Source organism: Pseudoxanthomonas sp. UC19_8, from assembly GCF_042700505.1.
GTDB lineage: Bacteria > Pseudomonadota > Gammaproteobacteria > Xanthomonadales > Xanthomonadaceae > Pseudoxanthomonas_A > Pseudoxanthomonas_A winnipegensis.
In genome coordinates this window covers 2,459,127-2,482,801 of sequence record NZ_CP170559.1, presented here as the reverse complement: position 1 = coordinate 2,482,801, position 23,675 = coordinate 2,459,127, and the positions used below count along the sequence as shown (strand labels likewise).

18 protein-coding genes, 2 tRNA genes and 1 pseudogene are annotated in these 23,675 nt (G+C 63.4%); 20 read left to right on the top strand and 1 reads right to left on the bottom strand.

Annotated elements, in window-relative coordinates:
* Positions 1-136 precede the first annotated feature (136 nt).
* From ACFJIT_RS10930 to ACFJIT_RS10890, 9 genes are all read left to right on the top strand, one after another.
* Positions 137-3,412, top strand: a complete 3,276-nt coding sequence (locus ACFJIT_RS10930) for a TonB-dependent receptor (protein WP_130529069.1) — start codon at positions 137-139, stop codon at positions 3,410-3,412.
* 141 nt (positions 3,413-3,553) lie between these two features.
* Positions 3,554-4,936: a nucleotide 5'-monophosphate nucleosidase PpnN gene (gene ppnN / locus ACFJIT_RS10925; RefSeq protein ID WP_130529070.1), complete on the top strand. Its 1,383-nt coding sequence runs from the start codon at positions 3,554-3,556 to the stop codon at positions 4,934-4,936.
* A gap of 158 nt (positions 4,937-5,094) precedes the next feature.
* The gene (locus ACFJIT_RS10920; RefSeq protein ID WP_379653625.1) at positions 5,095-5,637 is read left to right on the top strand and encodes a GspH/FimT family pseudopilin; all 543 of its coding nucleotides are present in this window, start codon (positions 5,095-5,097) and stop codon (positions 5,635-5,637) included.
* On the top strand, positions 5,634-6,125 hold the full coding sequence (gene pilV, locus ACFJIT_RS10915; protein ID WP_379653624.1) for a type IV pilus modification protein PilV: 492 nt from the start codon (positions 5,634-5,636) through the stop codon (positions 6,123-6,125). The genes ACFJIT_RS10920 and pilV overlap by 4 nt, the downstream gene beginning before the upstream one ends.
* The gene (locus tag ACFJIT_RS10910) at positions 6,122-7,285 is read left to right on the top strand and encodes a PilW family protein (protein ID WP_379653623.1); all 1,164 of its coding nucleotides are present in this window, start codon (positions 6,122-6,124) and stop codon (positions 7,283-7,285) included. The genes pilV and ACFJIT_RS10910 overlap by 4 nt, the downstream gene beginning before the upstream one ends.
* A gap of 11 nt (positions 7,286-7,296) precedes the next feature.
* Complete coding sequence (locus ACFJIT_RS10905; protein ID WP_379653622.1) at positions 7,297-7,800, top strand: PilX N-terminal domain-containing pilus assembly protein; 504 nt, start codon at positions 7,297-7,299, stop codon at positions 7,798-7,800.
* Between the two features lie 8 nt (positions 7,801-7,808).
* Complete coding sequence (locus ACFJIT_RS10900) at positions 7,809-11,225, top strand: pilus assembly protein (protein WP_379653621.1); 3,417 nt, start codon at positions 7,809-7,811, stop codon at positions 11,223-11,225.
* 292 nt (positions 11,226-11,517) lie between these two features.
* A complete protein-coding gene (locus ACFJIT_RS10895; RefSeq protein WP_379653620.1) occupies positions 11,518-11,928 on the top strand; it encodes a type IV pilin protein in 411 nt (136 codons plus the stop codon).
* Between the two features lie 95 nt (positions 11,929-12,023).
* Positions 12,024-12,100: transfer RNA gene (locus tag ACFJIT_RS10890), tRNA-Asn, on the top strand.
* A 176-nt stretch (positions 12,101-12,276) separates the two neighbouring features.
* Here the strand turns inward: ACFJIT_RS10890 and ACFJIT_RS10885 are convergent.
* A complete protein-coding gene (locus ACFJIT_RS10885) occupies positions 12,277-12,828 on the bottom strand; it encodes a GspH/FimT family pseudopilin (RefSeq protein ID WP_379653619.1) in 552 nt (183 codons plus the stop codon).
* A gap of 157 nt (positions 12,829-12,985) precedes the next feature.
* On the opposite strand from ACFJIT_RS10885, the gene uvrB reads away from it, so the two are divergent.
* The 11 genes and pseudogenes from uvrB to virB11 all read left to right on the top strand — a co-directional run bounded on the left by uvrB (position 12,986) and on the right by virB11 (position 23,499).
* Positions 12,986-15,007 (top strand): excinuclease ABC subunit UvrB, encoded by a 2,022-nt coding sequence (gene uvrB, locus ACFJIT_RS10880; RefSeq protein WP_379653618.1) that lies wholly within the window; start codon positions 12,986-12,988, stop codon positions 15,005-15,007.
* Positions 15,008-15,126: 119 nt separating this feature from the next.
* A tRNA-Val gene (locus ACFJIT_RS10875) sits at positions 15,127-15,201 on the top strand.
* 216 nt (positions 15,202-15,417) lie between these two features.
* Positions 15,418-15,687, top strand: coding sequence for a hypothetical protein (locus tag ACFJIT_RS10870; RefSeq protein WP_306993004.1), 270 nt, complete (start codon positions 15,418-15,420; stop codon positions 15,685-15,687).
* Positions 15,688-15,730: 43 nt separating this feature from the next.
* Positions 15,731-17,401, top strand: a complete 1,671-nt coding sequence (locus ACFJIT_RS10865) for a type IV secretory system conjugative DNA transfer family protein (RefSeq protein ID WP_379653617.1) — start codon at positions 15,731-15,733, stop codon at positions 17,399-17,401.
* A 403-nt stretch (positions 17,402-17,804) separates the two neighbouring features.
* A complete protein-coding gene (locus tag ACFJIT_RS10860) occupies positions 17,805-18,254 on the top strand; it encodes a hypothetical protein (RefSeq protein WP_379653616.1) in 450 nt (149 codons plus the stop codon).
* A gap of 67 nt (positions 18,255-18,321) precedes the next feature.
* Positions 18,322-18,615, top strand: a pseudogene (locus tag ACFJIT_RS10855) (VirB8/TrbF family protein); the annotation flags it as partial.
* A gap of 116 nt (positions 18,616-18,731) precedes the next feature.
* Positions 18,732-19,888, top strand: a protein-coding gene (locus ACFJIT_RS10850) for an IS3-like element ISStma5 family transposase (RefSeq protein ID WP_087944427.1) whose coding sequence is annotated in 2 segments (ribosomal slippage) — positions 18,732-18,972 and positions 18,972-19,888 — 1,158 coding nt in all. Because the reading frame shifts where the segments join, the coding sequence is not laid out codon by codon here.
* On the top strand, positions 19,789-20,436 hold the full coding sequence (locus ACFJIT_RS10845) for a VirB8/TrbF family protein (protein ID WP_379655763.1): 648 nt from the start codon (positions 19,789-19,791) through the stop codon (positions 20,434-20,436). Before ACFJIT_RS10850 ends, ACFJIT_RS10845 begins: the two co-directional genes overlap by 100 nt.
* A complete protein-coding gene (locus ACFJIT_RS10840; RefSeq protein WP_130533783.1) occupies positions 20,433-21,218 on the top strand; it encodes a TrbG/VirB9 family P-type conjugative transfer protein in 786 nt (261 codons plus the stop codon). The genes ACFJIT_RS10845 and ACFJIT_RS10840 overlap by 4 nt, the downstream gene beginning before the upstream one ends.
* Positions 21,215-22,438 carry a TrbI/VirB10 family protein gene (locus tag ACFJIT_RS10835; protein ID WP_379653615.1) on the top strand — a complete coding sequence of 408 codons (1,224 nt, stop codon included), beginning with the start codon at positions 21,215-21,217 and terminating at the stop codon, positions 22,436-22,438. Before ACFJIT_RS10840 ends, ACFJIT_RS10835 begins: the two co-directional genes overlap by 4 nt.
* Before the next feature lie 17 nt (positions 22,439-22,455).
* Positions 22,456-23,499 (top strand): P-type DNA transfer ATPase VirB11, encoded by a 1,044-nt coding sequence (virB11, locus tag ACFJIT_RS10830; RefSeq protein WP_379653614.1) that lies wholly within the window; start codon positions 22,456-22,458, stop codon positions 23,497-23,499.
* Positions 23,500-23,675 lie beyond the last annotated feature (176 nt).

Here is a 23,675-nt window from a genome sequence, read left to right as displayed (position 1 = left end):
CGTTAACGCGCGGCTGCCGTGCCTGCCGCGTGTTCCAGGGGCCACATCCTAAGCAAGTCCATGAGAGCCATGCCACACAGCATGGCCGGCCGGCACGATTTTTCTTCTGACCGCCACAAAACTTCGAGGCAGCGCAATGACACATCATCGTATCCGGACTTCCAAACTTGCCCTTGGCCTCCTGGCCGCGCTGGCCGCTGCGCCGGCCATGGCGCAGACCACGTCCGCCGGCGTCGGCGGCCAGGTCGTCGGTTCCGGCGGTGCGCCGGTCGCCGGCGCCGAGGTGACCATCACCCACGTGGAATCCGGAACGGTCAGCCACGCCACCACCGATGCCGCCGGTCGCTACACCGCGCGCGGCCTGCGCGTGGGTGGCCCGTACACCATCACCATCACCAAGCCCGGCGAAGGCACCAAGACCGAAGACGGCGTCTACCTGGATCTCAACAAGATCAACACCGTCGATGCGGCCCTGACCGGTGACGTGACCAACCTGGGTTCGGTGCAGGCCATCGGCTACAGCGGCGGCTCGGACGTGTTCAGCGCCACCAAGATGGGCTCGGGCACCAGCGTCAACCAGCAGACCATCCAGGCGCTGCCCTCGATCAACGGCAACATCCAGGACTACATGCGCCTGGATCCGCGCGTGGCCTTCGTCGACCGCGCCTCGGGCACGATCTCGGCCGGCGGCCAGAATCCGCGCTACAACTCGATCAACATCGACGGCGTCTCGGCCAGCGACACCTTCGGCCTGGAAGGCAACAACATGACCACCCGGCGCCAGCCGGTGTCGATGGAGGCCATCGAGGCCATCGACGTCAACCTGTCCAACTACGACGTCAGCATCGCCGCGGCCGCCGGTGCGACGGTCAATGCGGTGACCAAGTCCGGTACCAACGAGTTCCATGGTTCGGTCTACGGCTACATGCGCGATGGCGACTGGTTCGGCGACAACCCGGACGGCACCAAGTTCAACGGCTTCACCAAGGAAAAGACCTACGGCGCGACCTTCGGCGGCCCGATCGTCAAGGACAAGCTGTTCTTCTTCGCCAACTACGAGAAGTTCCAGCAGGACGCGCCCGGCGGCGACCTGTCCGGCAGCGCGCTGGGCAAGGCCGGCCACGTCATCACCAACGCCGACGTGGCGCTGGCGCAGAGCATCGCGCAGAACGTCTACGGGTTCGACGCGGGCCAGCTGGCCAGCAACGGCAACACCGATCTGGAAGAGTACGCACTGAAGCTGGACTGGAACATCAGCGACGCGCATCGCGCCAGCTTCCGCTACAGCAAGCTGGACCAGAGCAAGCTGCGCATCAACGGCATCAGCAGCACCGGCGTGTCGCTGAGCACCTACTGGTACCAGCACAACAAGACCGTGGAGAGCTACACCGGCCAGCTGTTCAGCGACTGGAGCGACAACTTCTCCACCGAGTTCAAGGCCTCCTACCGCGACTACACCGCCGAGCGCGTGGTGCCGAGCAACCTGCCGAGCATCCAGATCTTCTTCGGCGACGCCACCTCCACCACCAACGGCACCCGGGTCAGCGGCGACTCGCTGTATTTCGGCACCGAGGTCAACTCGCAGGGCAACTACCTGCGCACCAAGACCTGGAACTACACCGGCTCGGGCACCTGGACGCTGGGCGACCACGACCTGAAGTTCGGCGCGGACTACGCCACCAACGACATCTACAACCTGTACAGCGCGCAGGCCTGGGGCGTGTACACCTTCTGGGCCGGCGCCGCGGATGCCAACGGCAACCATGCGCTGACCAATTTCCAGAACGGCCGCTGGGCCACCTACAACCATCGCACCGAGTATTCGCCGGGCTCGTTCGCCGCCGACTACAAGAACAGCAACCTGGGCCTGTTCATCCAGGACACCTGGTACGTCAGCCCCAACCTGACCCTGACGCTGGGCGTGCGCGGCGATCGGCCGGACGTCAGCCCGGAGCCGCGTTACAACGCGCTGGCCGATCAGGTGTTCGGCTATGACAACAGCCAGGTGTTCAGCGGTGACTTCCTGGTGCAGCCGCGCTTTGGTTTCAACTACACCTTCAATTCCGAGCGCCCGATGCAGGTGCGCGGTGGCGTGGGCCTGTTCCAGGGCGACGCGCCCCAGGTGTGGATCGGCAACAGCTACGCCAACAACGGCTACAACTACGCGCAGCTGCAGGCGACCGCCTACGATCCGACGCTGCGCTTCTCGCCCGATGGCAACAACCAGCCGGGCTCGGGCAGCTGTAACCCGTATCCGAGCTCCCGGACCGGCTGCCAGATGAGCGTCAACTTCACGCAGAAGGACTTCGAGCTGCCGTCGATCTGGAAGGCCAACCTGGCGTTCGACCACGAGCTGCCGTGGTACGGCGTGGTCGCGTCGGCCGAGCTGATCATGACCGACGTCAAGAATGCGCTCTACTACCGCCGCCTCAACCTGGGTCCGGGCTTCACCGGCCCCGATGGCCGCTCGCTGTACTGGAACCCGACCAAGCGCGGCGCCGCCTATGCGACGTCCGACAACCAGTACGGCCGCGACACCCGCTTCGGCGATGTGTACCTGATCGACAACACCAGCAAGGGCAAGAGCCAGCAGTTCACCGCTTCGCTGACCAAGCCGTGGAGCCCGGGCAGCGACTGGTCTTGGACCTTGGGCTACACCTACACCCATGCGACCGAGGTCGGTCCGCTGACCAGCTCGACCGCCAGCTCCGGCTACACCTACCAGTACAGCTTCAATTCCGGCGAGGACATCTCGCAGACCTCGCGTTACGAGATCAAGGATCGCATTTCCGGATCGCTGAACTGGAAGCACAAGTTCTTCGGTGACTACGACACCAGCGTGGGTCTGGTCTACGAAGGCCGCAGCGGACGTCCGTACAGCTACGTCTTCGTCGGTGACGCCAACGGCGACAGCCGGACCTATAACGACCTGTTCTACGTGCCCAAGGGCACCGGTGACGTGTACTTCGGCAAGTTCAACGCCAACGGTACGGTCGCGGTGGATTCGGCGATGGAGAAGCGGTTCTACGACTGGCTCGCCACGAAGCCGGAACTGGCGGCATACAAGGGCAGCTACGCCCCGGCCAATGCGTTCCGTACCGGCTTCATCAATACCTTTGATCTGCGTCTGAGCCAGCAGATCCCGGGCTTCTTCAAGGGCAACAAGGCCGAGGTCTGGGTGGACATCCAGAACGTGGGCAATCTGCTGAACAAGAAGTGGGGCAACATCTACGATTACGGCTTCTACGCCGATGCCTCGGTCGCCTCGCTGGTGGGGATCAGTCGGGACGGCAAGTACGTGTACAACTTCACCGGTGCCAGCTCGCCGACCGTTGCCAACTCCGACGCCGACGGCTTCAATGTCGGTGTGTCCCAGTGGTCGCTGCAGGTGGGCCTGCGTTACGAGTTCTGATCCATCGAATTCGAAGCGATACGTAACGGAAAGCGGCCGGGGCAACCCGGCCGTTTTCCTGTGCGCGGCCATGACATATGCGCCATCGGCCGGCTGCGCTACAGTCCCGGGACAAGACAGACGAACAAGCAGGAACACGCAATGAGTGAAGTGGAAACCCGGGCGCTGCCGGTCGTGAGCACCCGCATCTACCCGCGCGGCGGGCTGGATATCCTGTCGCGCACCGAAGTGGCGCGCCTGCGCGACGCCTCGGCCGGCGGCATGCACGAGCTGCTGCGCCGCTGCGCGCTGGCGGTACTGACCAGCGGCAGCGCCTCCGACGACCCGCGCGCCGCGCGCGATCTCTACCCCGACTTCGACATCCAGGTGCTGCAGCGCGACCGCGGTGTCCGTATCGAGCTGCTCAACGCGCCGGCGATGGCCTTCGTCGATGGCGAGATCATCCGCGGCGTGGCCGAGCTGCTGTTCGCCGTGGTGCGCGACCTGGCCTACATGGCCATCGAGCTGGGCGAGGAATACGCGAGCGCCCTGGAGACCTCGGCCGGCATCACCGATGCGGTGTTCGGGCAGCTGCGCAATGCGCGCATCATCAAGCCGCAGGAGCCCAACCTGGTGGTGTGCTGGGGCGGCCACTCGATCTCGCGCGAGGAATACCTCTACACCAAGGAAGTGGGCTACGAGCTGGGCCTGCGCGGCATGGACATCTGCACCGGCTGCGGCCCTGGCGCGATGAAGGGCCCGATGAAGGGGGCCACCATCGCCCACGCCAAGCAGCGCCAGAAGCAGGTGCGCTACATCGGCGTGACCGAGCCGGGGATCATCGCCGCCGAGTCGCCCAATCCGATCGTCAACCACCTGGTGATCATGCCGGACATCGAGAAGCGCCTCGAGGCCTTCGTCCGCATCGGCCACGGCATCATCGTCTTCCCCGGCGGCGTCGGCACCGCCGAGGAGATCCTGTATCTGCTGGGCATCCTGCTGCGCGAAGAGAATGCGCACCTGCCGTTCCCGCTGGTGCTGACCGGTCCGGTGGTGGCCGCGCCTTACTTCGAGCAGATCGACACCTTCATCCGGCTGACGCTGGGCGAGGCCGCCGCTTCGCGCTACCAGATCATCATCGGCGACCCGGTCGCCGTGGCGCAGGCGATGAAGGCCGGCATCGCCAAGGTGCGCGAGCACCGCAAGGAGGCGCGCGATGCGTATTACTTCAACTGGTCGATCGATATCCCGCTGGCCTTCCAGCAGCCGTTCGCGCCCACCCATGAGGCGATGGCCCAGCTGGACCTGCACCATGGGCGCGCACCGCACGCCATCGCCGCCGACCTGCGTCGCGCCTTCTCGGGCATCGTCGCCGGCAACGTCAAGGAGGACGGCATGCGGCGGATCGAGGAGTTCGGGCCCTTCGAGATCCACGGCGACCCGCAGATCATGGCCGCGCTGGATGACCTGCTGCAGGCCTTCGTCGCCCAGCGCCGCATGAAGATCGCCGGCGACTACAAGCCCTGCTATCGGGTCGTGACCTGAGGATTGCGCGCCTGTCGGACCTTGGGCCGTGCGCGCACGTGCCCAAGGACACCGTCCGCATCGTTCGTCTCCCTGAACCGACCGCCCATCGTGCCACGCTGGGCGGGCGGCGGCGGCTTCCGTAACCTTCATCTGCCGAAAAGGGGATGGGACCGGGAATGGGCCGACGCTCGCAAACGAGGGGCTTCACGCTGCTGGAGCTGATGGTGACGGTCGCCGTGATGGCGATCCTGGCGGCGATCGCGTTTCCGAGCTTCCAGAACACGATCCGTTCGACGCGGGTGGCGACCGCGAGCAATCAGGTGTTGGCCGCGATCGCGCTGGCCCGTACCGAGGCCATCAAGTCACGCGCGGCGGGCCTGTGCCCCAGCGCCAACGCCACGTCCTGCAGCGGCAACTGGTCCGATGGATGGCTGGTCTGGCAGGACCTGGATCGCAATGGCAACCTCGACGGCACCGAGCCGATCGTGAGCTACTCCAGCAAGCCTTCGGGCATCACGGTCACCGGTGGCGAAGCCAATCAGATCAATTTCGATGCCCGGGGCCGGGCGACCGGCCGCGATTCCTCGAACACGGCGCTCACGGGCGGCACCGTATTGACGATCTCTTCCGATCCTTGCCCGTCCGGACAACGGCTGAGGAATGTGCTCACGGTCAATCCCAGTGGCCAGGTCACGCGCGAGCAGGTCAATTGCCCATGAACCACGCCAAGCCAGTCAACGGACATCGCGCCGGCGGCTTCACCCTGCTGGAAGTGATGATCGCCATTCTGATCCTGGGGTTCGGCCTGCTGGGGTTGGCCATGATGCAGACGATGAGCGTGCGTTTCAGCGAGAGCTCGAATCAGCGCACGCAGGCCACGAATCTGGTCTACGAGCTGCTCGACCAGATGCGTTCCAATCGGCTGCTTGTCGCGCAGTACGCGGCTGCGAGCTATACCTCGACTGCGACCGGTACCGCCTGTTCTTATCCAGCCTCCGGCGCTGCTGTCAGTGTTTCGGCCAACATTGCGCTCTGGCAGTGCCGGGCGCGCGCGACACTGGGAGAAGGTTCTTCGGCTGTGGTGACATATGCCGATGGTGTAGCGACGGTCTCGTTGAACTGGAACGATCAGCGCTGGGAGAAGAATGCGTCACGCACCACTGGCGTCTTCCAGACCGGCAACGTGACAATGAGCAGCCGACTGTGAACATCTCGACACGTAGACATGCCCAAGGCCTGTCCCTCATCGAACTGATGATTGCACTTCTGATCGGCTCGATCCTGATGCTTGGTGTCATCCAGGTGTTTTCTGCTTCGCGCAACGCATATCAGCTATCGCAAGGAATGGCTCGCGTGCAGGAGAACAGTCGCTTCGCGATGGACTTTCTCCAGCGCGATGTGCGCATGGTGGGTCATTACGGCTGCGTCAACGACCAGGCGCGCTTGCAAACGCCTGGCTTGCTCACCTCTTACGTGACAGCCGGCGATAACCCACTCAACTTCGCTGTTTCCTTGCAAGGATATGAGGCCAACGGTACGGCGCCAGGCGCGTCCGTGAATCTGGCTTCTCCACAGGCAGGATGGCAGCCCGGGCTGCCCGCTTATTTGGCAGGACTTAATCCGAAGGCCGGCAGCGACATCATCGTGCTGCGATTCTTTTATGGCAGTGGCGCGCCCATCACCGTCGTCAGCCCGACCCAGCTGACCGTGCTCGCCGCGAACTGGAATGCGTTGACTCTCGATGGCGTAGGCAATCCCGCATTGTTCGGGGTGGGCGACTGCTCCTATGCGGATGTCTTTCAGGCGAGTGCGACGAATTCGGGCGCCGGCACCGTGGCTACTACCGACTCGGGTGGCGTGCGTACCGGCATCCCTGATTTCGTGGGCCACTACACCGCTACGCCCTCAGGCCAAGCCACGCTGTATAGAGCCGAATCGATGGTTTATTACGTGGGTACGCGCGCTGGTTCGCCCGTCTCTTCTCTCTACAGAACCCGCTTTGGTACCGCTGTCAACGGCACCGCGGTTGTGACCACGACCGAGGAACTGGTCGAGGGTGTCGACAGCATCCAGTTGATCTACGGCCAGGACCAATCCACCAATGTCAGCTCGCTGACCGGCAACATCGGCATTCTTGCCACGGCCGATACCTTGGGTTCGGCAGTTGCCAATGAGAACGCATGGCGTCGTGTGGAGCAGGTGCGGATCGGTGTCATCGCCAGCAGCGCCGAGGTTGCTGCTTCCGCGCAAAGAACGCAGGGCTCGCTCACAGCCCTGGGGACAACGTTCACCGCACCTAATGATGGGCGCTATCGTTCCTCTTACGAGTCGGTTATCGCCCTGCGCAACCGACTCTACGGAAACTGAAGGTCAAGCCGATGCGATCCGGTTCCCTCTCTTCCTCCTCTTCGCAGAATGGCGCGGTGCTGTATGTCGCGCTGATCATGCTGATTCTGATGGCGCTGCTTGGCGTGGTCGGCATGCAGGTCACCGGACTGCAGGAAAAGATGTCGGCAAATTATCGAAACAGCAACATGGCATTCCAAAATGCCGAAGCGCGGGCCCGTCAGGCGGAGTGCTATGTCGAAGCTCAAGTCAACCGTGCATCTACCGCCTGTGCCGCAGTAACGGTGGATCTGGTCTGCGATACCGGCTTCGACGCCACGAGCTGGGCGTATCAGCGCTCCATGAATAACTCGACCGCGGACAGCACGAAGGTGCGATCCATCGGGCGCTGCATCTCCGGCAACACCAGCCTGGCGATGGGCGGCCGGCCGGAAAGCGAAGATCCCAATCCCGTCTATCAAATCAGCGCCTACGCCACCGATGTGGACACCGCGCCCTCGGCCGACGCGGCCGTCGATACCATCTTCCGCCCCTGAGGCTCGACATGAAGCACCGTCGCCTACTGCTGTCCTCCAGTCTCCTTCTTGCCTTGGCCGGAGGCGCCGGATACGTCGCCTACTCGGTCTTCGCGGCGCAGGGTGCGGGTACGCTCTCTCAATCGCCGCTCAACATCGAGACGAACATCAAGCCTGCTTTCATCATGGGCGTCGACGATTCAGGCTCGATGATCAGTGATGAACTGTTGTTTGCGACGTCGTCCGGCTCCGGATGCTGGAACAACAACACGAAGAGCTTCTTCGCTTCTGACGGAACGCCGTTGGGCTCGGGCACTTGTTACAACAAGGCCGTGAGCAGCGGCGTGCCCAGGGCTGACCAGTACGGCGCCGCGCGCGACCCGGAATACAACCGCGCTTACTTCAATCCAGCGGTCACTTATCTGCCTTGGCAGACATCCGACGGAAGCTATGAGGCCAATTCGAGTCCTACGGCGGCGAAGGAGGATGTCAGATCCAACTCCGGCACCACGTTCGACTTCACCAAGACGCTGGACTCGGGCGCTATCGCCTATACCGCCGGCATGATTCTTTTTGAAGGGACGACCTATCTCAACAGTGACAGTTGTAGCAATACGCCTACGCCAGGCCTCGGTGCGCCGACCAATAAGTGGATCACGCTTTCTTCGAATCTGACGCTCGCGTCGAACTGCAATATCAAGCTGCGCTATTACCCTGCGGTCGTCTATCTGAGTGAGAACGCGACGCCGCCGCCGGGATTTGACCTGAGCAAGCGTGTCCTGATCACCGGCGCCGGTCCGAAGGGAAGCAATCTTTATAAGTACGAATATCTTGAGGGCAACTTCGAAAAGGGGGGCGCAACGGCGGTTCAGAATTTCGCCAACTGGTGGACTTATCACGGCAATCGTAACCGCGCCACCATCTCCGCGATGACGCAGTCCATCTCGGAAGTAAAAGACATGCGCGTGGGCTACTTCACGATCAACAAGCGCAATGCGGTGACGATGTTCGATCTAAATGTTGCTGACGATCGCCAGACGCTGTACTCGAACATGCGTGCGTTGACCGGCAATTCCGCCACGCCTTTGCGCCAGGCGGTCCGTTTCATGGGCGACCAGTTTCGTCGAAAGGACATTGGAGCGCCGGTCCAGCTGTCTTGCCAGAAGAACGCCTCCATGCTCTTCACCGATGGATATACCAATGACAGCTACACGGGTGGAGGAAGCATTGGCGTGGGTGACGTCGATGGCTCGTTGCCTGTACCTCTGAACGGAAGTCCGTCCAAAGATACCATCGCCGATTTCGCGAGCTGGTCCTACGAGAACAATATCCGACCTGATCTGGTCGCTGGTCAGGTGCCGGTGCCGGACGCATGCAGCGGCGCCAACCCGGATCTGAAGCTCGATTGCAACAAGAACCAGCATGTCAATTTCTACGGTATTACGCTTGGCGCGGTAGGCAAAGTGTATGGAGTCGACGCAGCGGCGACAGCGGATCCTTACAAGAATCCCCCTACCTGGTACGCCACGAGCTCCATGAACCTGCAGCCCGCGAATGTCGATGACATCTGGCATGCAGCGCTTAACACACGTGGCGAGTTCATCAACGCCCAGTCGCCCGCGGAAATCGCGGAAGCCATGCGTCGCATTCTGGCATCGGTGGGCGCCGGCACCACGCCGTCGGGAAGCATCGGGTTGACCGGCGCGCGTATCGGCGCTGGATCGTTGACGGTGGTTCCCGCCTATACGTCCACCAACAACAGTACCGACTGGTACAGCACGCTGACGGCACAGTCGGTCTCCAGCAACATCCTGACTGGCGCGATCTCCTACGCCAAGCTTTGGGAAGCCACCGATGCGGGCAAGATCCCCGCCGCGGCATCGCGCAATATCCTCTTTGGCAAAACGGCGGGCGCGGTGAAGCCGGCGGTGTCGGCGTTCACCAGCGCGAACATAGGCGACGCGTCGGCGCTCTGTTCTGATGCCTTGACCCGTTGCTCGGCCAGTGGTTCGGGCAATGGCATTGTCGGGCCGGGTAGCAAGCTGAATGTGACCTTGGATCAGGCAGTGGACTATCTGCGTGGCGACCAGTCACTCGAGAAAGATGAGAAGACGCCTCTGCGTACGCGAAGTACCCGCCTCGGCGATCTGGTCAACTCGACGCCCGTCATCAGCGCGGCCACCGACGACTATGGATACGCCAATTCTCTGCGCGACATCCAGAGCAATGGCGGCTCTACCTATCCCTTTGCGACCAGCTATAAAGCGTATGTCGCAAACAAGAAGACCCTCGATCGTCCGATGGTGTATGTCGGAGCGAATGACGGCTTCTATCATGGATTTGATGGCAAGACTGGCGCCGAGCTGTTCGCCTATGCGCCCTCGGCCTCGGTTGGGCATATGGGCAATCTGTTGTTCCCGTACAACGCCGACGACAAGAACAACCAGGCCTTCCGCCACACCTTCTTCGTCGACGGGCCGTCAGTGGTGTCCGATGCCTACTGGGGGTCGACCTGGAAGACGGTGGCGGTCGGTGCGCTGGGCGCCGGCGGACGCGGCGTGTTCGCGCTCAACGTGAGCAACCCCTCCAGCTTTGGCGCGGCCAGCGTGCTCTGGGAGATCAACGACAGCGTCAGCACAGGCAACATCAAGAACAACATCGGATACGTGCTGGGCAAGCCTGTGGTGGTGCCGGTCAAGGCCAGCGATGGGACGGTCAGATGGAAAGCTATCTTCGGTAACGGCTACAACAGCGTGAGCAATCGTGCAGTGCTGTTCGTGGTAGACATGGAGACGGGCGCGGTCACGACGATCATGGCGAAGGAGGCTGGACGCGATGCCGTCGCCAACGGGCTCGGGAACGTGGTGGTCCTGGATCGCTACGTGGGAACAAGTTCGACCGCTGGACGCGATGGCTACGCCGACACGGTTTACGCAGGCGACCAGAATGGCGCGGTGTGGAAATTCGACCTTCGCAACAATTCGACTCAGACCGTGCCGCTGTTTGTGGCGAAGGATCCCAGCGGCGCGCGTCAGCCGATCATGGGTGGCTTCGATGCCGCCTCCGGGGCGGGCGGCGGCGTGATGCTGTATTTCGGAACAGGCAGTTTTTCCTTCGAGGACGACAAGAGCGACAAGCAGATCCAGACGCTCTACGGCATCCTCGATTCGGGATCGATATCGATGGGCGCTCCGATCTGCAGCAGCAGACCATTACCGCAGAGACCGCCGGAAAGACGCGGACCGTCACATCGAACGTGGTGCCTGCTGGCAAGCGAGGCTGGTACCTGGATCTTGGTATCAGCAGCGGCGGGGTGGTCGCGGCCTCGGGCGAACGTTTTGTCGGTTACCCGCGCGTCGACAGCGGCCTTGTGTACTTCCCCACGTATTCGCCTGAGAGCAACGGCTCCTGCGCCGGCGAGGGTATCAATCGACTGTACGGGTTGAATGGTCTATCAGGTGGCGCCGGCCTGTCGGTCGTTCGCGTCGGGACCCCAACCGGCTCGACCCCAGGCACTGGGACCGGCGCCTTGACACTGACGACCAGTGGTTCTTCGCCGGTGAAGGATGTGGCCGTGATGTCTACGGCACGTGTGGCCCCGCTGGCCAGCGCGACGCCGACGGCCGCCGAAGAAGACAGTGCGCTGGGTGCGCGCTGCTCGATGGTCGTCCAAGTCGCCGGTGCCGATCCCCTGTATGTGCCCCGGCCCTGTGGGCGTCAGTCTTGGAGACAGATCCGATGAGTAGTCGTGGCAACAGACTTGCGTCTGGCTTTACCTTGATCGAATTGATGATCGTCGTTGCAGTCGTTGCGATCCTTGCTTCGATTGCGTATCCGTCCTACCAGGAATACGTGCGCAAGGCGCGTCGCGCCCAGGCCAAAGCCGATCTTCTGGAATATGCGCAGCTCGCTGAGCGCTTCCACACGGTCAACAACACATACGTGAACTTCACGCTGCCGACGACACAGTCCCCGCGCGAAGGAGGTACGGCGTACTACACCTTGGCGCTTTCCAACCAGGCGCAGTCCACCTTCATGATCACCGCGACCGCCAAAGGGCCGCAGAGCTCGGACAAGTGCGGAAACCTGAGCATCAATCAGGCAGGCGTCAAGGGCAACACGGCGGGAACGCTTGCCAGCTGCTGGTAGTGAGAAGTGTCGACGGAGGCAGTCGTGTGGTCCGTTTGCCAAGCGGCGGAACCGGTTGCATGAGACGGACCTCGGCCGCTAGAATGCGCTCCCCCGCCCGAATAGCTCAGCCGGTTAGAGCACTTGACTGTTAATCAGGGGGTCGTTGGTTCGAGTCCAACTTCGGGCGCCAAGATTCAAGCCACGGGCCTGCAGCGATGCAGGCCCGTGGTGTTTGTGTGCTCCGGACTAAGTTGCCGGCCCACGCAGCTAGTGCTTCGAGGCGGCGTTTCAGATTCAAGCGGGTCAGTCCGCGACCAGTGAGGGGTCGCCCTGGCTGATGCCGCAGCACCGCGCTGCTCGCCCTGTTCAGCTTTCGCACCCCTTTGACGTCCGCGGCTTTTCCACCCGCGTGCGCCCGCTCTGATTGACGATCACCGCCGCGTGGGAGGTGGTGCCGCGGCACAAGCGGATGGTCAGGTTGGTGCCGGCGGCGCTGCCGTTGGCCAGGAAAGTGACCTTGGGACGCCCGCCAGTGGAGAGGATCCTCAGGTCAGGATCGCGCGGGGCCGATTCGACGCGCAGCAGGTCCTCGCTCAGGTCCGGGCGGCGGTTGCCGTCGGCATCGAAAAACATGATCCAGCCTTGTGTCCAGTCGCTGTCGTCCCGACATTCCTTCTTGTCCAGCGACGGGCAGACCACCGTCGGGATGCGGTAGCTGATCGCGGTGCTGCGTGCGGAGGCCAGGAAGGAGCTGAGCAGGTTGGTCGTGGCCGCTTCGCGCTGGTGACGCAGCAAGGCGTTGTAGGACGGCACGCCGATGGCCAGGCCGATGCTGGCCACGGCCAGGACCACGAGCGATTCGACCAGGGTGAAGCCACAGGCATGTCGTCGGTCCTTGCGGGACGGGCGGATGTTCATTGGGCATTCCTTGTCCGAGTTGGGAGGGGAGGGTCAGCCTCGCTCCTGCGGCCGGCTGCCGAAATCGGCGCTGGGCGCACCGATCGGTAGGAAATGTCTGCATCCGGAGCTCACCAACCCCGGCGCTATACTTTTTTTCGACTTCGAAGGCGTGACCATGAGCGAAGACCGCTTCCAGCTCGTTTCCCCTTATTCGCCTTCCGGCGACCAGCCGCAGGCCATCGACCGGCTGACCGAGAACTTCGAGGCGGGCCTGGCCAAGCAGACGCTGCTGGGCGTGACCGGCTCGGGCAAGACCTACACGATCGCCAACGTGATCGAGCGCATCCAGAAGCCCACGCTGGTGATGGCGCCCAACAAGACGCTGGCGGCGCAGCTGTACGGCGAGTTCAAGTCGTTCTTTCCGCACAACGCGGTGGAGTACTTCGTCAGCTACTACGACTACTACCAGCCCGAGGCCTATGTGCCCTCCTCGGACACCTTCATCGAGAAGGACAGCTCGATCAACGAGCACATCGAGCAGATGCGCCTGGCCGCGACCAAGACGCTGCTGTCGCGGCGCGATGCGCTGGTGGTGGCCACGGTCTCGGCGATCTACGGCCTGGGTGCACCCGAGGACTATCTGTCGCTGCGCCTGATCCTCTCGCGCGGCGAGCACATCGACCAGCGCCAGCTGATCCGTCACCTGACCGACCTGCAGTACACACGCAACGAATACGAGCTGCAGCGCGGCGCCTTCCGCGTGCGTGGCGAGGTGATCGACGTGCATCCGGCGGAAAACGATGTCGAGGCGCTGCGCATCGAGCTGTTCGACGGCGAGATCGAGGGGCTGACGTTGTTCGACCCGCTCACCGGCGAGACCATCCGCAAGGTGCCGCGTTACACCGTCTACCCGAAGACCCACTACGCCACCACGCGCGAGCGCACGCTCAGCGCGGTCGACACGATCAAGATCGAGCTGAAGGAGCGGCTGGAGCAGCTGTACCAGCAGAACAAGCTGGTCGAGGCGCAGCGCCTGGCGCAGCGCACCCAGTTCGACCTGGAGATGATGGCCGAGGTGGGTTTCTGCAGCGGCATCGAGAACTACTCGCGCCATCTCACCGGCAAGGCGCCTGGCGAGCCGCCGCCGACCTTGTTCGACTACCTGCCGGCCGATGCGCTGCTGGTCATCGACGAATCGCACGTGACCATTCCGCAGATCGGTGCGATGTACAAGGGCGACCGTTCGCGCAAGGAGACGTTGGTGGAGTTCGGCTTCCGGCTGCCCTCGGCGCTGGACAACCGCCCGCTGCGCTTCGAGGAGTGGGAGGCGCGTTCGCCGCGCAGCATCTATGTCTCGGCAACGCCCGGGCCGTACGAACTGCGCGAATCCGACGGCGAGATCACCGAGCTGGTGGTGCGCCCGACGGGCTTGACCGATCCGGAAGTTGAGATCCGCCCAGTCGGCACGCAGGTCGACGACCTGCTCTCGCAGATCAACGATCGCATCGCGATGGGCGACCGCGTGCTGGTGACGACGCTGACCAAGCGCATGGCCGAGAACCTGACCGAGTACCTGGGCGAGCACGGCATCAAGGTGCGCTATCTGCACTCGGACGTGGACACGGTCGAGCGGGTCGAGATCATCCGCGACCTGCGCTTGGGCAAGTTCGACGTGTTGGTCGGCATCAATCTGCTGCGTGAGGGCCTGGACATGCCCGAGGTGTCGCTGGTGGCGATCCTGGACGCGGACAAGGAGGGCTTTCTGCGCTCCACCGGTTCGCTGATCCAGACCATCGGTCGCGCCGCGCGCAACCTGCGCGGCAAGGCGATCCTGTACGCCGACCGGATCACGCCCTCGATGAGGGCCGCCATCGACGAGACCGACCGCCGTCGCGCCAAGCAGGAGGAGTACAACGCCGAACACGGCATCGTGCCCAAATCGGTGGCGCGGCCGATCGTGGACATCCTGGAGGGCGCGCGCGAGGCAGCCAACGAGGATGCGCCCAAGCGTGGCAAGGGCCGCAAGGTCGCCGAGCCGACCGAGGACTACGGCGCGCTCAGCCCGCAGCAGATCGCGGCGCGCCTGAAGACGCTGGAGACACGCATGTACCAGCACGCGCGGGATCTGGAGTTCGAGGATGCCGCCCGCCTGCGCGACGAGATCCAGAAGCTCAAGTCCGTCAGCCTGACCGTGTGAGGCAGGCGGCTGGCCGGCAGGGGCAGAGAAAAAGCCGCGCAGGGCTGTTCACGCCGCGCGCAGGTGATGTTATGATGCGCGCCCCTCGCACCGAGGGCGCGGCGACACGATGTCGCAACGGGCGGTTAGCTCAGCGGTAGAGCACTACCTTGACATGGTAGGGGTCACAGGTTCGAACCCTGTACCGCCCACCACCTCCTGCCAGAAGCAGGCTGGTGAAGATGAAACGGACCGGGCAGCGCCCGGTTTTTTCATATCTGGCGCCAGGTTGCCAGAAGATGTTTGCTGATCCTGGAGCGCCTGCCGGGCGAGGCGCAGCCTGCCGCGACCTAGAGGCTGGGGGCGAAGGTGGCCTCGTCACGCCGGGATCGCTTAGGATCGCGCTCTCGGACCGTCGAGGAGCGCCAGGGATGGAATACCACCACACCCTTTTGCAGAAGCACGGCTATCAGGTTGTCGCCATCACACGCGATGCCGATCCGGCCTATGCGCCGGACGAGGTGATCGGTTACGCGGTGGTGACCGACTCGGGCGCCAAGCTGCGCGAGGAGACCTCGCTGGAGCAGGCGCGCCTGTACATGGAGCAGCTCATCGAGGACGAGCAGCCGATCCGCGCCGACGATGCGCGTCCGCGCCGGCGCAAGTCGGTTCGGCCCAAGACGGCCCGGTTGATCCGTTGATGATTCGCGCCGCGCGCGGGCGCGGCTTCAAGGAGGAGTGCGCTTGAGCAAGGGCAAACTTGGGTTCGCCGTCGTGTTGACGGTGCTGGCCGTGGCGGCGGGGCTGTACCTGTCCGGCTATGTGACGATGGCGCTGCTCAAGGTGCATGCGCCGCTGCACTGGAACACCTATGTCGAGTACGTCCAGGCGCTGGGTGATGCGCGCTATCGGCCTTACGCCGGCAAGATCAAGGCGGCCGGCTGGATCGGCTTCGGCGCGGTGCTGATCTTCTATGTTCTGGTCCTGGCGCTGCTGTTCAAGGGAAAGCGGCAGTCGCTGCATGGCGATGCGCGCTTCGCCAATGCCGGCGACCTGAACAAGCACAAGATGCTGCAGCCGTCGAACACCGGCATCATCGTCGGCAAGTTCGGCGGCAAGCTGGTGCGCCTGCCGGGGCAGCAGTTCGTGATCCTGGCCGCGCCCACGCGTTCGGGCAAGGGCGTGGGCATCGTAATTCCCAACCTGCTCGATTACGCCGAGTCGGTGGTGGTGCTGGACATCAAACAGGAGAACTTCGAGCTGACCAGCGGCTGGCGCAGGTCGCAGGGACACGAGGTCTACCTGTTCAACCCCTTCGCCGAAGACCGCCGCACCCATCGCTGGAATCCGCTGACCTACGTCTCGCGCGACCCGGCCTTCCGCGTGTCCGATCTGATGAGCATCGCGGCCATGCTGTATCCCGATGGCGCGGACGAGCAGAAGTTCTGGGTCAGCCAGGCACGCAACGCCTTCATGGCCTTCGCGCTGTTCCTGTTCGAGAATCATGACGACGAAGTCGCCACGGGCTTCCCGTTCTCCTCCGGCCCGCCGACGCTGGGGCGCATCTATCGCCTGTCCTCGGGCGACGGCACGGACCTGAAGGCCTATCTGCGCGGCCTGGCCTCGCGCAAGTTCCTCAGCGACAACGCGCGCTCGGCTTTCTCCAACCTGCTGTCGCAGGCGGATGAGACCTTCGCCTCGATCATGGGCACGCTGAAGGAGCCGTTGAATGCCTGGATCAATCCGGTGCTGGATGCGGCCACGTCCGGCGACGACTTCCTGCTCACCGACCTGCGCAAGAAGAAGATGAGCATCTATGTCGGCATCCAGCCCAACAAGCTGGCCGAGAGCCGACTGATCGTGAATCTGTTCTTCAGCCAGATCATCAATCTCAACACCCGCGAGTTGCCGCAGAACAATCCCGAGCTCAAGTACCAGTGCCTGCTGCTGATGGACGAATTCACGGCGATCGGCAAGGTCGACATCATCGCCTCCGCCGTGTCTTACATGGCCGGTTACAACATCCGCCTGCTGCCGATCATCCAGTCAATGGCGCAGCTGGATGCGACCTATGGCAAGGACGTCTCGCGCACCATCATCACCAACCATGCGCTGCAGATCATCTACGCGCCACGCGAGCAGCAGGACGCCAACGACTACTCGGAGATGCTGGGCTACACCACCTTCAAGCGGCGCAACATCACCCGCGGGCGTGAAGTGACGCGCAGCGTTTCGGAGGAGCGGCGCGCGCTGATGCTGCCGCAGGAACTCAAGGCGATGGGATTCGATCAGGAGGTCTTCCTGTACGAAGGCATCGCGCATCCGGTCAAGTGCGAGAAGATCAAGTACTACAAGGAGCGCTACTTCACCGCGCGCGTGATGGACAAAGTGGATGTGGAGCGCATCACAGTTTGATGCGCGTATCGCGTTCCGTTATGGCTTGTGAAGGACAGATGAAGCTGTGCTGAATCCTTGACGCACCCGTCAGGTGCACGTTAGCTTTACTGCACGGGGCACCTGGAGCGGAGTCCTTCCAGGTGGTGGTGGCCGCGGTGTTGCTTGCCGCGGCGGTTGTCGAACAAGGGGGCGGACAAGGGATGTCAGGAGATTCTTCAGCGCTAAGAGCGCATCGCGCAGGTTGTGCGCACAGTCGCATCGACAGGCCAGTCGAACAATGGCGTCGCGTTGATCGTATCGATCAGGCGCGACGCACTGTCATCTTCAGATACTAGAAACGATCGATCGTCATTCCAGAGTGCGGATGGCGCGTCGTTTCTTGTGCGCCTTGTCCGGATTGCCCTTTACAGGAGTTGCCGTGTTGCAGCGGAACATCGTCAAACTTTCTTCGATGCTGGTCGTGTCGAGCGCGCTGCTCGTCGGATGCGGCACAACGCCGGCGCCCGACTTCGGTGGCAAGTGGCGTCCGATCAACAACTACTCCGAGACGCCGATCGAGATCCCGCTGTCGAGTACCTACATCTTCCAGGCCTCGCCGATGGACGGCACCCTGAAGACCATGCTCACCCGTTGGGCCAAGGACAGCGGCATGCAGCTCGACTATCGCTTCGGCTCGGATTTCACACTGTATGGCCCGGTCTCGCAGATCGACACCACCGATATCCGCGATGCGGCCGCGCAGCTCACCAGTGCATACGGTCCACGCGGGATCGCGGTGTCGGTCGTAGGCAACAGGATCACGGTGACGTCGGCTTCCGCCGCGCCCGCCGCGACGACCGCACCGGCGGCACAGCCGCCTTCCAAGCCATGACGTTTCCAGCGTCGGTGTCCTATTCGGCGCCGGCATCCTCTATCCCCGACAGGCGCAGCGTTCCTGCATGATTTCCCGAAAGAAAGAAGAAACGCCCAAGGTCAAGGCGGCCATCCAGAAGGCGGTGAACTACGAGCTCACCATCGCCGACATGGCCAAGCGCAGCGAAAAGCGCGCCTGGCAGGTCGCCACGGGTGCCATCGTCCTGTCGCTGGTGCTGGCCGGCGGCTATTTCATGCTGCTGCCGCTAAAGGAGCGCACGCCGTTCATCGTGATGGCCGATCCCTACACCGGCAATGTGCAGGCCAGCCGCCTGGTGCCGGATGTGATGGACAAGACCATCACATCCAACGAGGCGATCAACCGCGCCAACGTCGAACGTTATGTGCTGGCCCGTGAGTCTTACGATGCGGACGGGTTCACCCCCGTTTTCACGGACACTTACGAGAAGGCCGATCAAGGCCATGAGGAGTGTTCATGTCGAAGCGAAGGAAGTTCAGCACCGAGTTCAAGCGCGGTGCGGTTGAGCAGGCCAGCCAGCCGGGCGTCAGCTGTGCCCAGGTGGCCCGGGAGCTGGGGATCCGGGATGCATTGCTGACCCGCTGGAAGCGGGAGGCCCAGAGCCGGGGCCAGGTGGCCTTCGGTGGCACCGGGACGCCCCGGGACGAGGAACTGGCGCGGCTCAAGCGCGAGCTGGCCCGGGTGAAGAAGGAGCGGGATTTTTTGCGAGAAGCGGCGACGTTCTTTGCCAAGGGATCATCCTGAGGTATCAGGTGATCGAACGTTGCCGCGATGAGTTTCCAGTGCGACTGATGTGTCGTTGCCTGCGGGTCTCGGCCAGCGGTTACTACGACTGGAGTAAGCGCTTGCCCAGTGCCCGGGAGCGCGACAACCAGCGCTTGCTCGGCCGGATCCGTGAGTTGCATGAGGACAGCCGGGGCACATTGGGCGCCGGCCGGATGCATGAAGACCTTGCCGAGGAAGGCGAGACGGCGAGCCTGAACCGGGTGGCGCGTCTGATGGCGACCGATGGCCTGCAGGGTTGGCCGCGACCGAAGCGGCGAGGCCAGCGCGGCAAGCCGGCGCTGACGCCGCCGGGTGTGCGCAACCTGCTGGAGCGGGACTTCACCGCGTTGGAGCCGGAGACCAGGTGGGTCACCGACATCACCGAGCTCAAGACCCGGCAAGGCAAGCTGTATCTGTGCATCGTGCTGGACCTGTTTGACCAGCGGGTGGTGGGGTGGTCAATGCATCATCGTCAGGATCGTCAGATGGTGATCAGGGCCGTGCAGATGGCGGTCTGGCAGCGCCAAGGCAGCCATCCACTGATCCTGCACTCCGACCGTGGCAGCCAGTTCCGAAGCGGCGACTACCAGCGTTACCTGGCGGCCAACGGCTTGGTGTGCTCGATGAGCGCGGTGGGCCACTGCGGTGACAACGCCGCGTGCGAAGGCTTCTTCGGCCTGCTCAAGCGCGAGCGGGTCTACCGCATGACCTACCCAACGCTCGATGCCGCGAGGGCGGATGTGTTCGAATACATCGAGCGGTTCCACAACCCGAGGATGCGACGAAGGGTCGCCAGGCAAGACCAGAAGTTCTCAGCCCTTTTACAACCGTCCGTGATTTCGGGGTAGAACCCGACCAGACTTTCACACAGCTAGGCGGTTGGCGTCAGGTGAACGTGATGTCCTCCACGCCGGTGGCCAACGAGTACCGCGCGCTTTACAGCCGGAGCAATCCGGTCAATCTCATCGAGACCTACGGCCGCTTCGCCAGCATCCGCGTCAAGATTCTGAGCACGGTGCTGGTGCGCTCGCCGGACGGGCAGGGGTTCCGCGGGGCGACGGTGCGGTTCCAGCGCTTCAAGTACGACAAGAAGACCGGCCAGACCCAGCCGCTGGACAACAAGCTGGCCACGATCGATTACAGCTACAACAAGAACCTCAAGTTCGAGGATCAGGATCGCGTGATCAATCCCCTGGGGTTCCAGGTCACCAGCTATCGCGTCGATAGCGACGCCGCCAGCCTTCCGGTCGCCGAAACGCCGGTGCCTGCCGCTGGCAGTGCGGCGGCGGCGCCTGGCCAGGTTGCTTATCCTCCCGTCGAGTCGACGCCGGCCAATGGTCAGCCGGCGCCGACACAACCCTCCACCACTGAGCAGAACGGAGCTACCTCGCAATGAGTGCGCCACGTCGCGCCGGCGCGCTGCCGGTCTTCTTCCTGCTGCTGTCGGGCCTGTGTGCGTCCGCGTCCGTCGGGGCGCAGGTCATCGATCGCTACGAGTACAAGCCGGACGCGATCTACCAGGTCAGGACCGGGCTGGGCATCACGACCCAGATCGAGCTGAGCCCCAACGAAAAGATCCTCGATTACAGCACCGGCTTCAGTAGCGGCTGGGAGCTGTCGCGCCGCGAGAACGTGTTCTACCTCAAGCCGAAGAACACGGACGTGGACACCAACATGATGGTGCGCACGGCCACCCACTCCTACATCTTCGAGCTCAAGGTTGTCGCCACGGACTGGAAGGCGCTCGACCAGGCGCGTGCCGCCGGCGTGCAGTACAAGATCAGCTTCGTCTACTCGCCGGACACGCAGTTCGCGACCACGCCGGTGGCGGAGACGACGGCTCCGAGCGAACCGCCGGCGCAGATCGATCTGGGAATCGACAAGTCCCGGCGCTACTACTACGACTATTCCTACGCGACCCGCAGCAAGGCACAGTGGCTGATTCCCACGACGGTCTACGACGATGGGCGCTTCACCTACGTCAAGATGAATGATGGTGTGAGCTTCCCTAGCGGAAACTTTCCCAGCGTCTATGGCCGGCAGGAGGAGCACGGCGAGGATTTCGTGGTGAATACCACCGTCGACAAGAACACGATCGTCGTCCATGGCACCTATCCCTACCTGGTGATCCGTCATGGACTGAACGTCGTTGGGCTGCGGAGGAATCAGCAAAAATGAGCCAGAACAACATTCCGCCCGAGCATCGCGACCCTCCCGGCGCAGGGGAGCCGCCGGAGGACCGGGGCAATCCGTATTTTTCCTCGAGCAGGCAGCCGGAGGTCGAGGATCTCGATAGCGCCGCGCCGAGCCTGCGTTCCGAGGAAGGCCAGCGCCTCAATCGGCGTGCGCTGCTGTTCATGGGCGCGACGCTGCTGCTGATTCTGGTGATGGCGGCGATGTTCCTGAAGATGTTCAACTCCGGCCAGGACAAGCCTGAGCCCAGCCGGCAGGCGCGTGTCGAGCGGCCGCTGGTGCCGGACGCGCCGCAGGTCGAGCCCGCGCTGCCAGCGGCAAGCGCGGAGCCGGCGACGCCGGTGGCTCCGCTGCCGCTGGAAGAGCCCCAGGAGTTCGGCCGCGAGAACCTGGCCGGTGCCCGGCGCGAGCAGCGTCCGGCCGGTCCTTCGCTGGTGGAGCGCCGGATCGCCGATAGCGGCGCAAGCGTGGGCGGTAACGCAGGCGGTGCGCCGATGGGCGGTCCCGATGGCCTCGGCACCGCGCCGATGCCCCGGAACGGCGAGCCCGGGACGCAGCCGCCCATCCAGGCCCAGCTTGGCGAAGTGTCCGCGGCGAGCTACCTGCAGAAGCCCGACACGCTGCTGCTGCGTGGCACCTACATCCGCTGCGTGCTGGAGACGCATATCGTCACCGACGTGTCCGGCTTCACCAGCTGCATCGTGACCGAGCCGGTGTATTCGGTGAACGGCAAGAGCCTGCTGTTGCCGAAGGGCTCGAAGGTCAGCGGCACCTACTCGGGCGGCGGCGGACGCACCAATCGCGTGGCGGTCATCTGGGATCGCATCACCACGCCCACCGGGATCGACGTGATGATGTCGAGCCCCGGTGTGGACAATCTCGGCGGCGCCGGGCATCCGGGCGATCTGAACAATCACTGGGCCAGCAAGATCACCTCGGCGCTGATGATCAGCCTGATCGCCGACGCCTTCAAATACGAAGGCCAGAAGCACGGCCCGCAGCGGACCACCATCACCGAGAACGGCACCACCTACATCGAGCCGTACGAGAGCGAAACCGCGCAGACGATGCAGCGCCTGTCCGAACAGATGATCAGCCAGCAGATGGCGCGGTCGCCGACGATTACCATCAACCAGGGCACGGTCCTGAATGTCTACGTCGCCAAGGACGTGGACTTCTCGGGTGTGCTCCCAAGCTACCAGTGATGCTGGAGGGACGACTCATGGAAGGCGGTGTCACCGAAGGGCCAGTCGCCCAGGTGTCCAACGAGTTCCTCGACTATCAGTACGAGGTGCTCGGCATCCGCGAGTATATGTCGTCCCACGACGTGACCGAGATCTGCGTCAATCGACCGGGCGAGCTGTATCTGGAGGGGCGGGATGGCTGGCGCCGGATCGAGGTGCCGTCGCTGAACTTCGAGCGGGCCCGTCAGTTCTGCACCGCCGTGGTCAACGAGAGCAACACCGGTCAGCGCATCACCGATGCCGATCCGGTGGTGTCGCTGACCTTCCCGACCGGGCAGCGTGCGCAGTTCGTGATTCCGCCGGCATGCGATCCGGGCAAGGTCTCGATCACGATCCGCCTGCCTTCGCATCAGACGCGCACGCTCGATCAGTATCAGCAGGAAGGCTTTTTCGACCAGATTCTGGAAGGCAACGCCGGGCTCAGCGTGCACGACGAGGAACTGCTCGAGCTGCGCCGGCGCCGCGATTACGCCGAGTTCTTCCGCAAGGCCGTGCTCTACAAGAAGAACATCGTGGTGTCCGGCGCCACCGGCAGCGGCAAGACGACATTCATGAAGGCGCTGGTCCACCACATCCCGCGCGATGAGCGTCTGGTGACCATCGAGGACGCGCGCGAACTCTTCATCGAGCAGCCCAACGTCGTGCATCTGCTGTACTCCAAGGGCGGGCAGAGCACCAGCAACGTGACCGCCAAGAGCTGCATGGAAGCCTGCCTGCGCATGAAGCCCGACCGCATCATCTTGGCCGAGCTGCGCGGCGACGAGTCGTTCTACTTCATCCGCAACTGCGCGTCCGGCCATCCCGGTTCGATCACCAGCTGCCACGCGGGCAGCATCGGTCAGACCTGGGACCAGCTCGCGCTGATGGTGAAGGCCTCGTCGGAGGGCGCGGGCCTCGAATTCAGCGTCATCAAGCGGTTGCTGATGATGACGATCGATATCGTGGTGCATATCAAGGCCCACGCCGGTGGGCGGTACATCACTGGGATCGATTTCACCCCGGACCGTGTTTTCACTGACTGACGACGCGGGCGACGGACCATGTTTCAAGCCAAATTTAGCGTGCGCTCCATCACGAAGGAGGAGGGGTGAACGAATTGACATCGCCTTCGAGGCTGGCAGAAGATGCGGCATCGCAGATGCCGCGCCATGGATCGCGCGCCCGGCCCCGTGGGAAGCGGACAGATGGTGCCTACAGG

What these genes read in the sequence shown, in the direction of transcription:
- ACFJIT_RS10840 (WP_130533783.1), top strand. Translation starts at nt 20,433, where the DNA reads ATGAGTGCGCCACGTCGCGCCGGCGCGCTGCCGGTCTTCTTCCTGCTG.
- ACFJIT_RS10870 (WP_306993004.1), top strand. Translation starts at nt 15,418, where the DNA reads ATGGAATACCACCACACCCTTTTGCAGAAGCACGGCTATCAGGTTGTC.
- pilV (WP_379653624.1), top strand. Translation starts at nt 5,634, where the DNA reads ATGAACCACGCCAAGCCAGTCAACGGACATCGCGCCGGCGGCTTCACC.
- ACFJIT_RS10835 (WP_379653615.1), top strand. Translation starts at nt 21,215, where the DNA reads ATGAGCCAGAACAACATTCCGCCCGAGCATCGCGACCCTCCCGGCGCA.
- ACFJIT_RS10920 (WP_379653625.1), top strand. Translation starts at nt 5,095, where the DNA reads ATGGGCCGACGCTCGCAAACGAGGGGCTTCACGCTGCTGGAGCTGATG.
- ppnN (WP_130529070.1), top strand. Translation starts at nt 3,554, where the DNA reads ATGAGTGAAGTGGAAACCCGGGCGCTGCCGGTCGTGAGCACCCGCATC.
- ACFJIT_RS10895 (WP_379653620.1), top strand. Translation starts at nt 11,518, where the DNA reads ATGAGTAGTCGTGGCAACAGACTTGCGTCTGGCTTTACCTTGATCGAA.
- uvrB (WP_379653618.1), top strand. Translation starts at nt 12,986, where the DNA reads ATGAGCGAAGACCGCTTCCAGCTCGTTTCCCCTTATTCGCCTTCCGGC.
- virB11 (WP_379653614.1), top strand. Translation starts at nt 22,456, where the DNA reads ATGGAAGGCGGTGTCACCGAAGGGCCAGTCGCCCAGGTGTCCAACGAG.
- ACFJIT_RS10905 (WP_379653622.1), top strand. Translation starts at nt 7,297, where the DNA reads ATGCGATCCGGTTCCCTCTCTTCCTCCTCTTCGCAGAATGGCGCGGTG.
- ACFJIT_RS10900 (WP_379653621.1), top strand. Translation starts at nt 7,809, where the DNA reads ATGAAGCACCGTCGCCTACTGCTGTCCTCCAGTCTCCTTCTTGCCTTG.
- ACFJIT_RS10930 (WP_130529069.1), top strand. Translation starts at nt 137, where the DNA reads ATGACACATCATCGTATCCGGACTTCCAAACTTGCCCTTGGCCTCCTG.
- ACFJIT_RS10885 (WP_379653619.1), bottom strand. Translation starts at nt 12,828, where the DNA reads ATGAACATCCGCCCGTCCCGCAAGGACCGACGACATGCCTGTGGCTTC.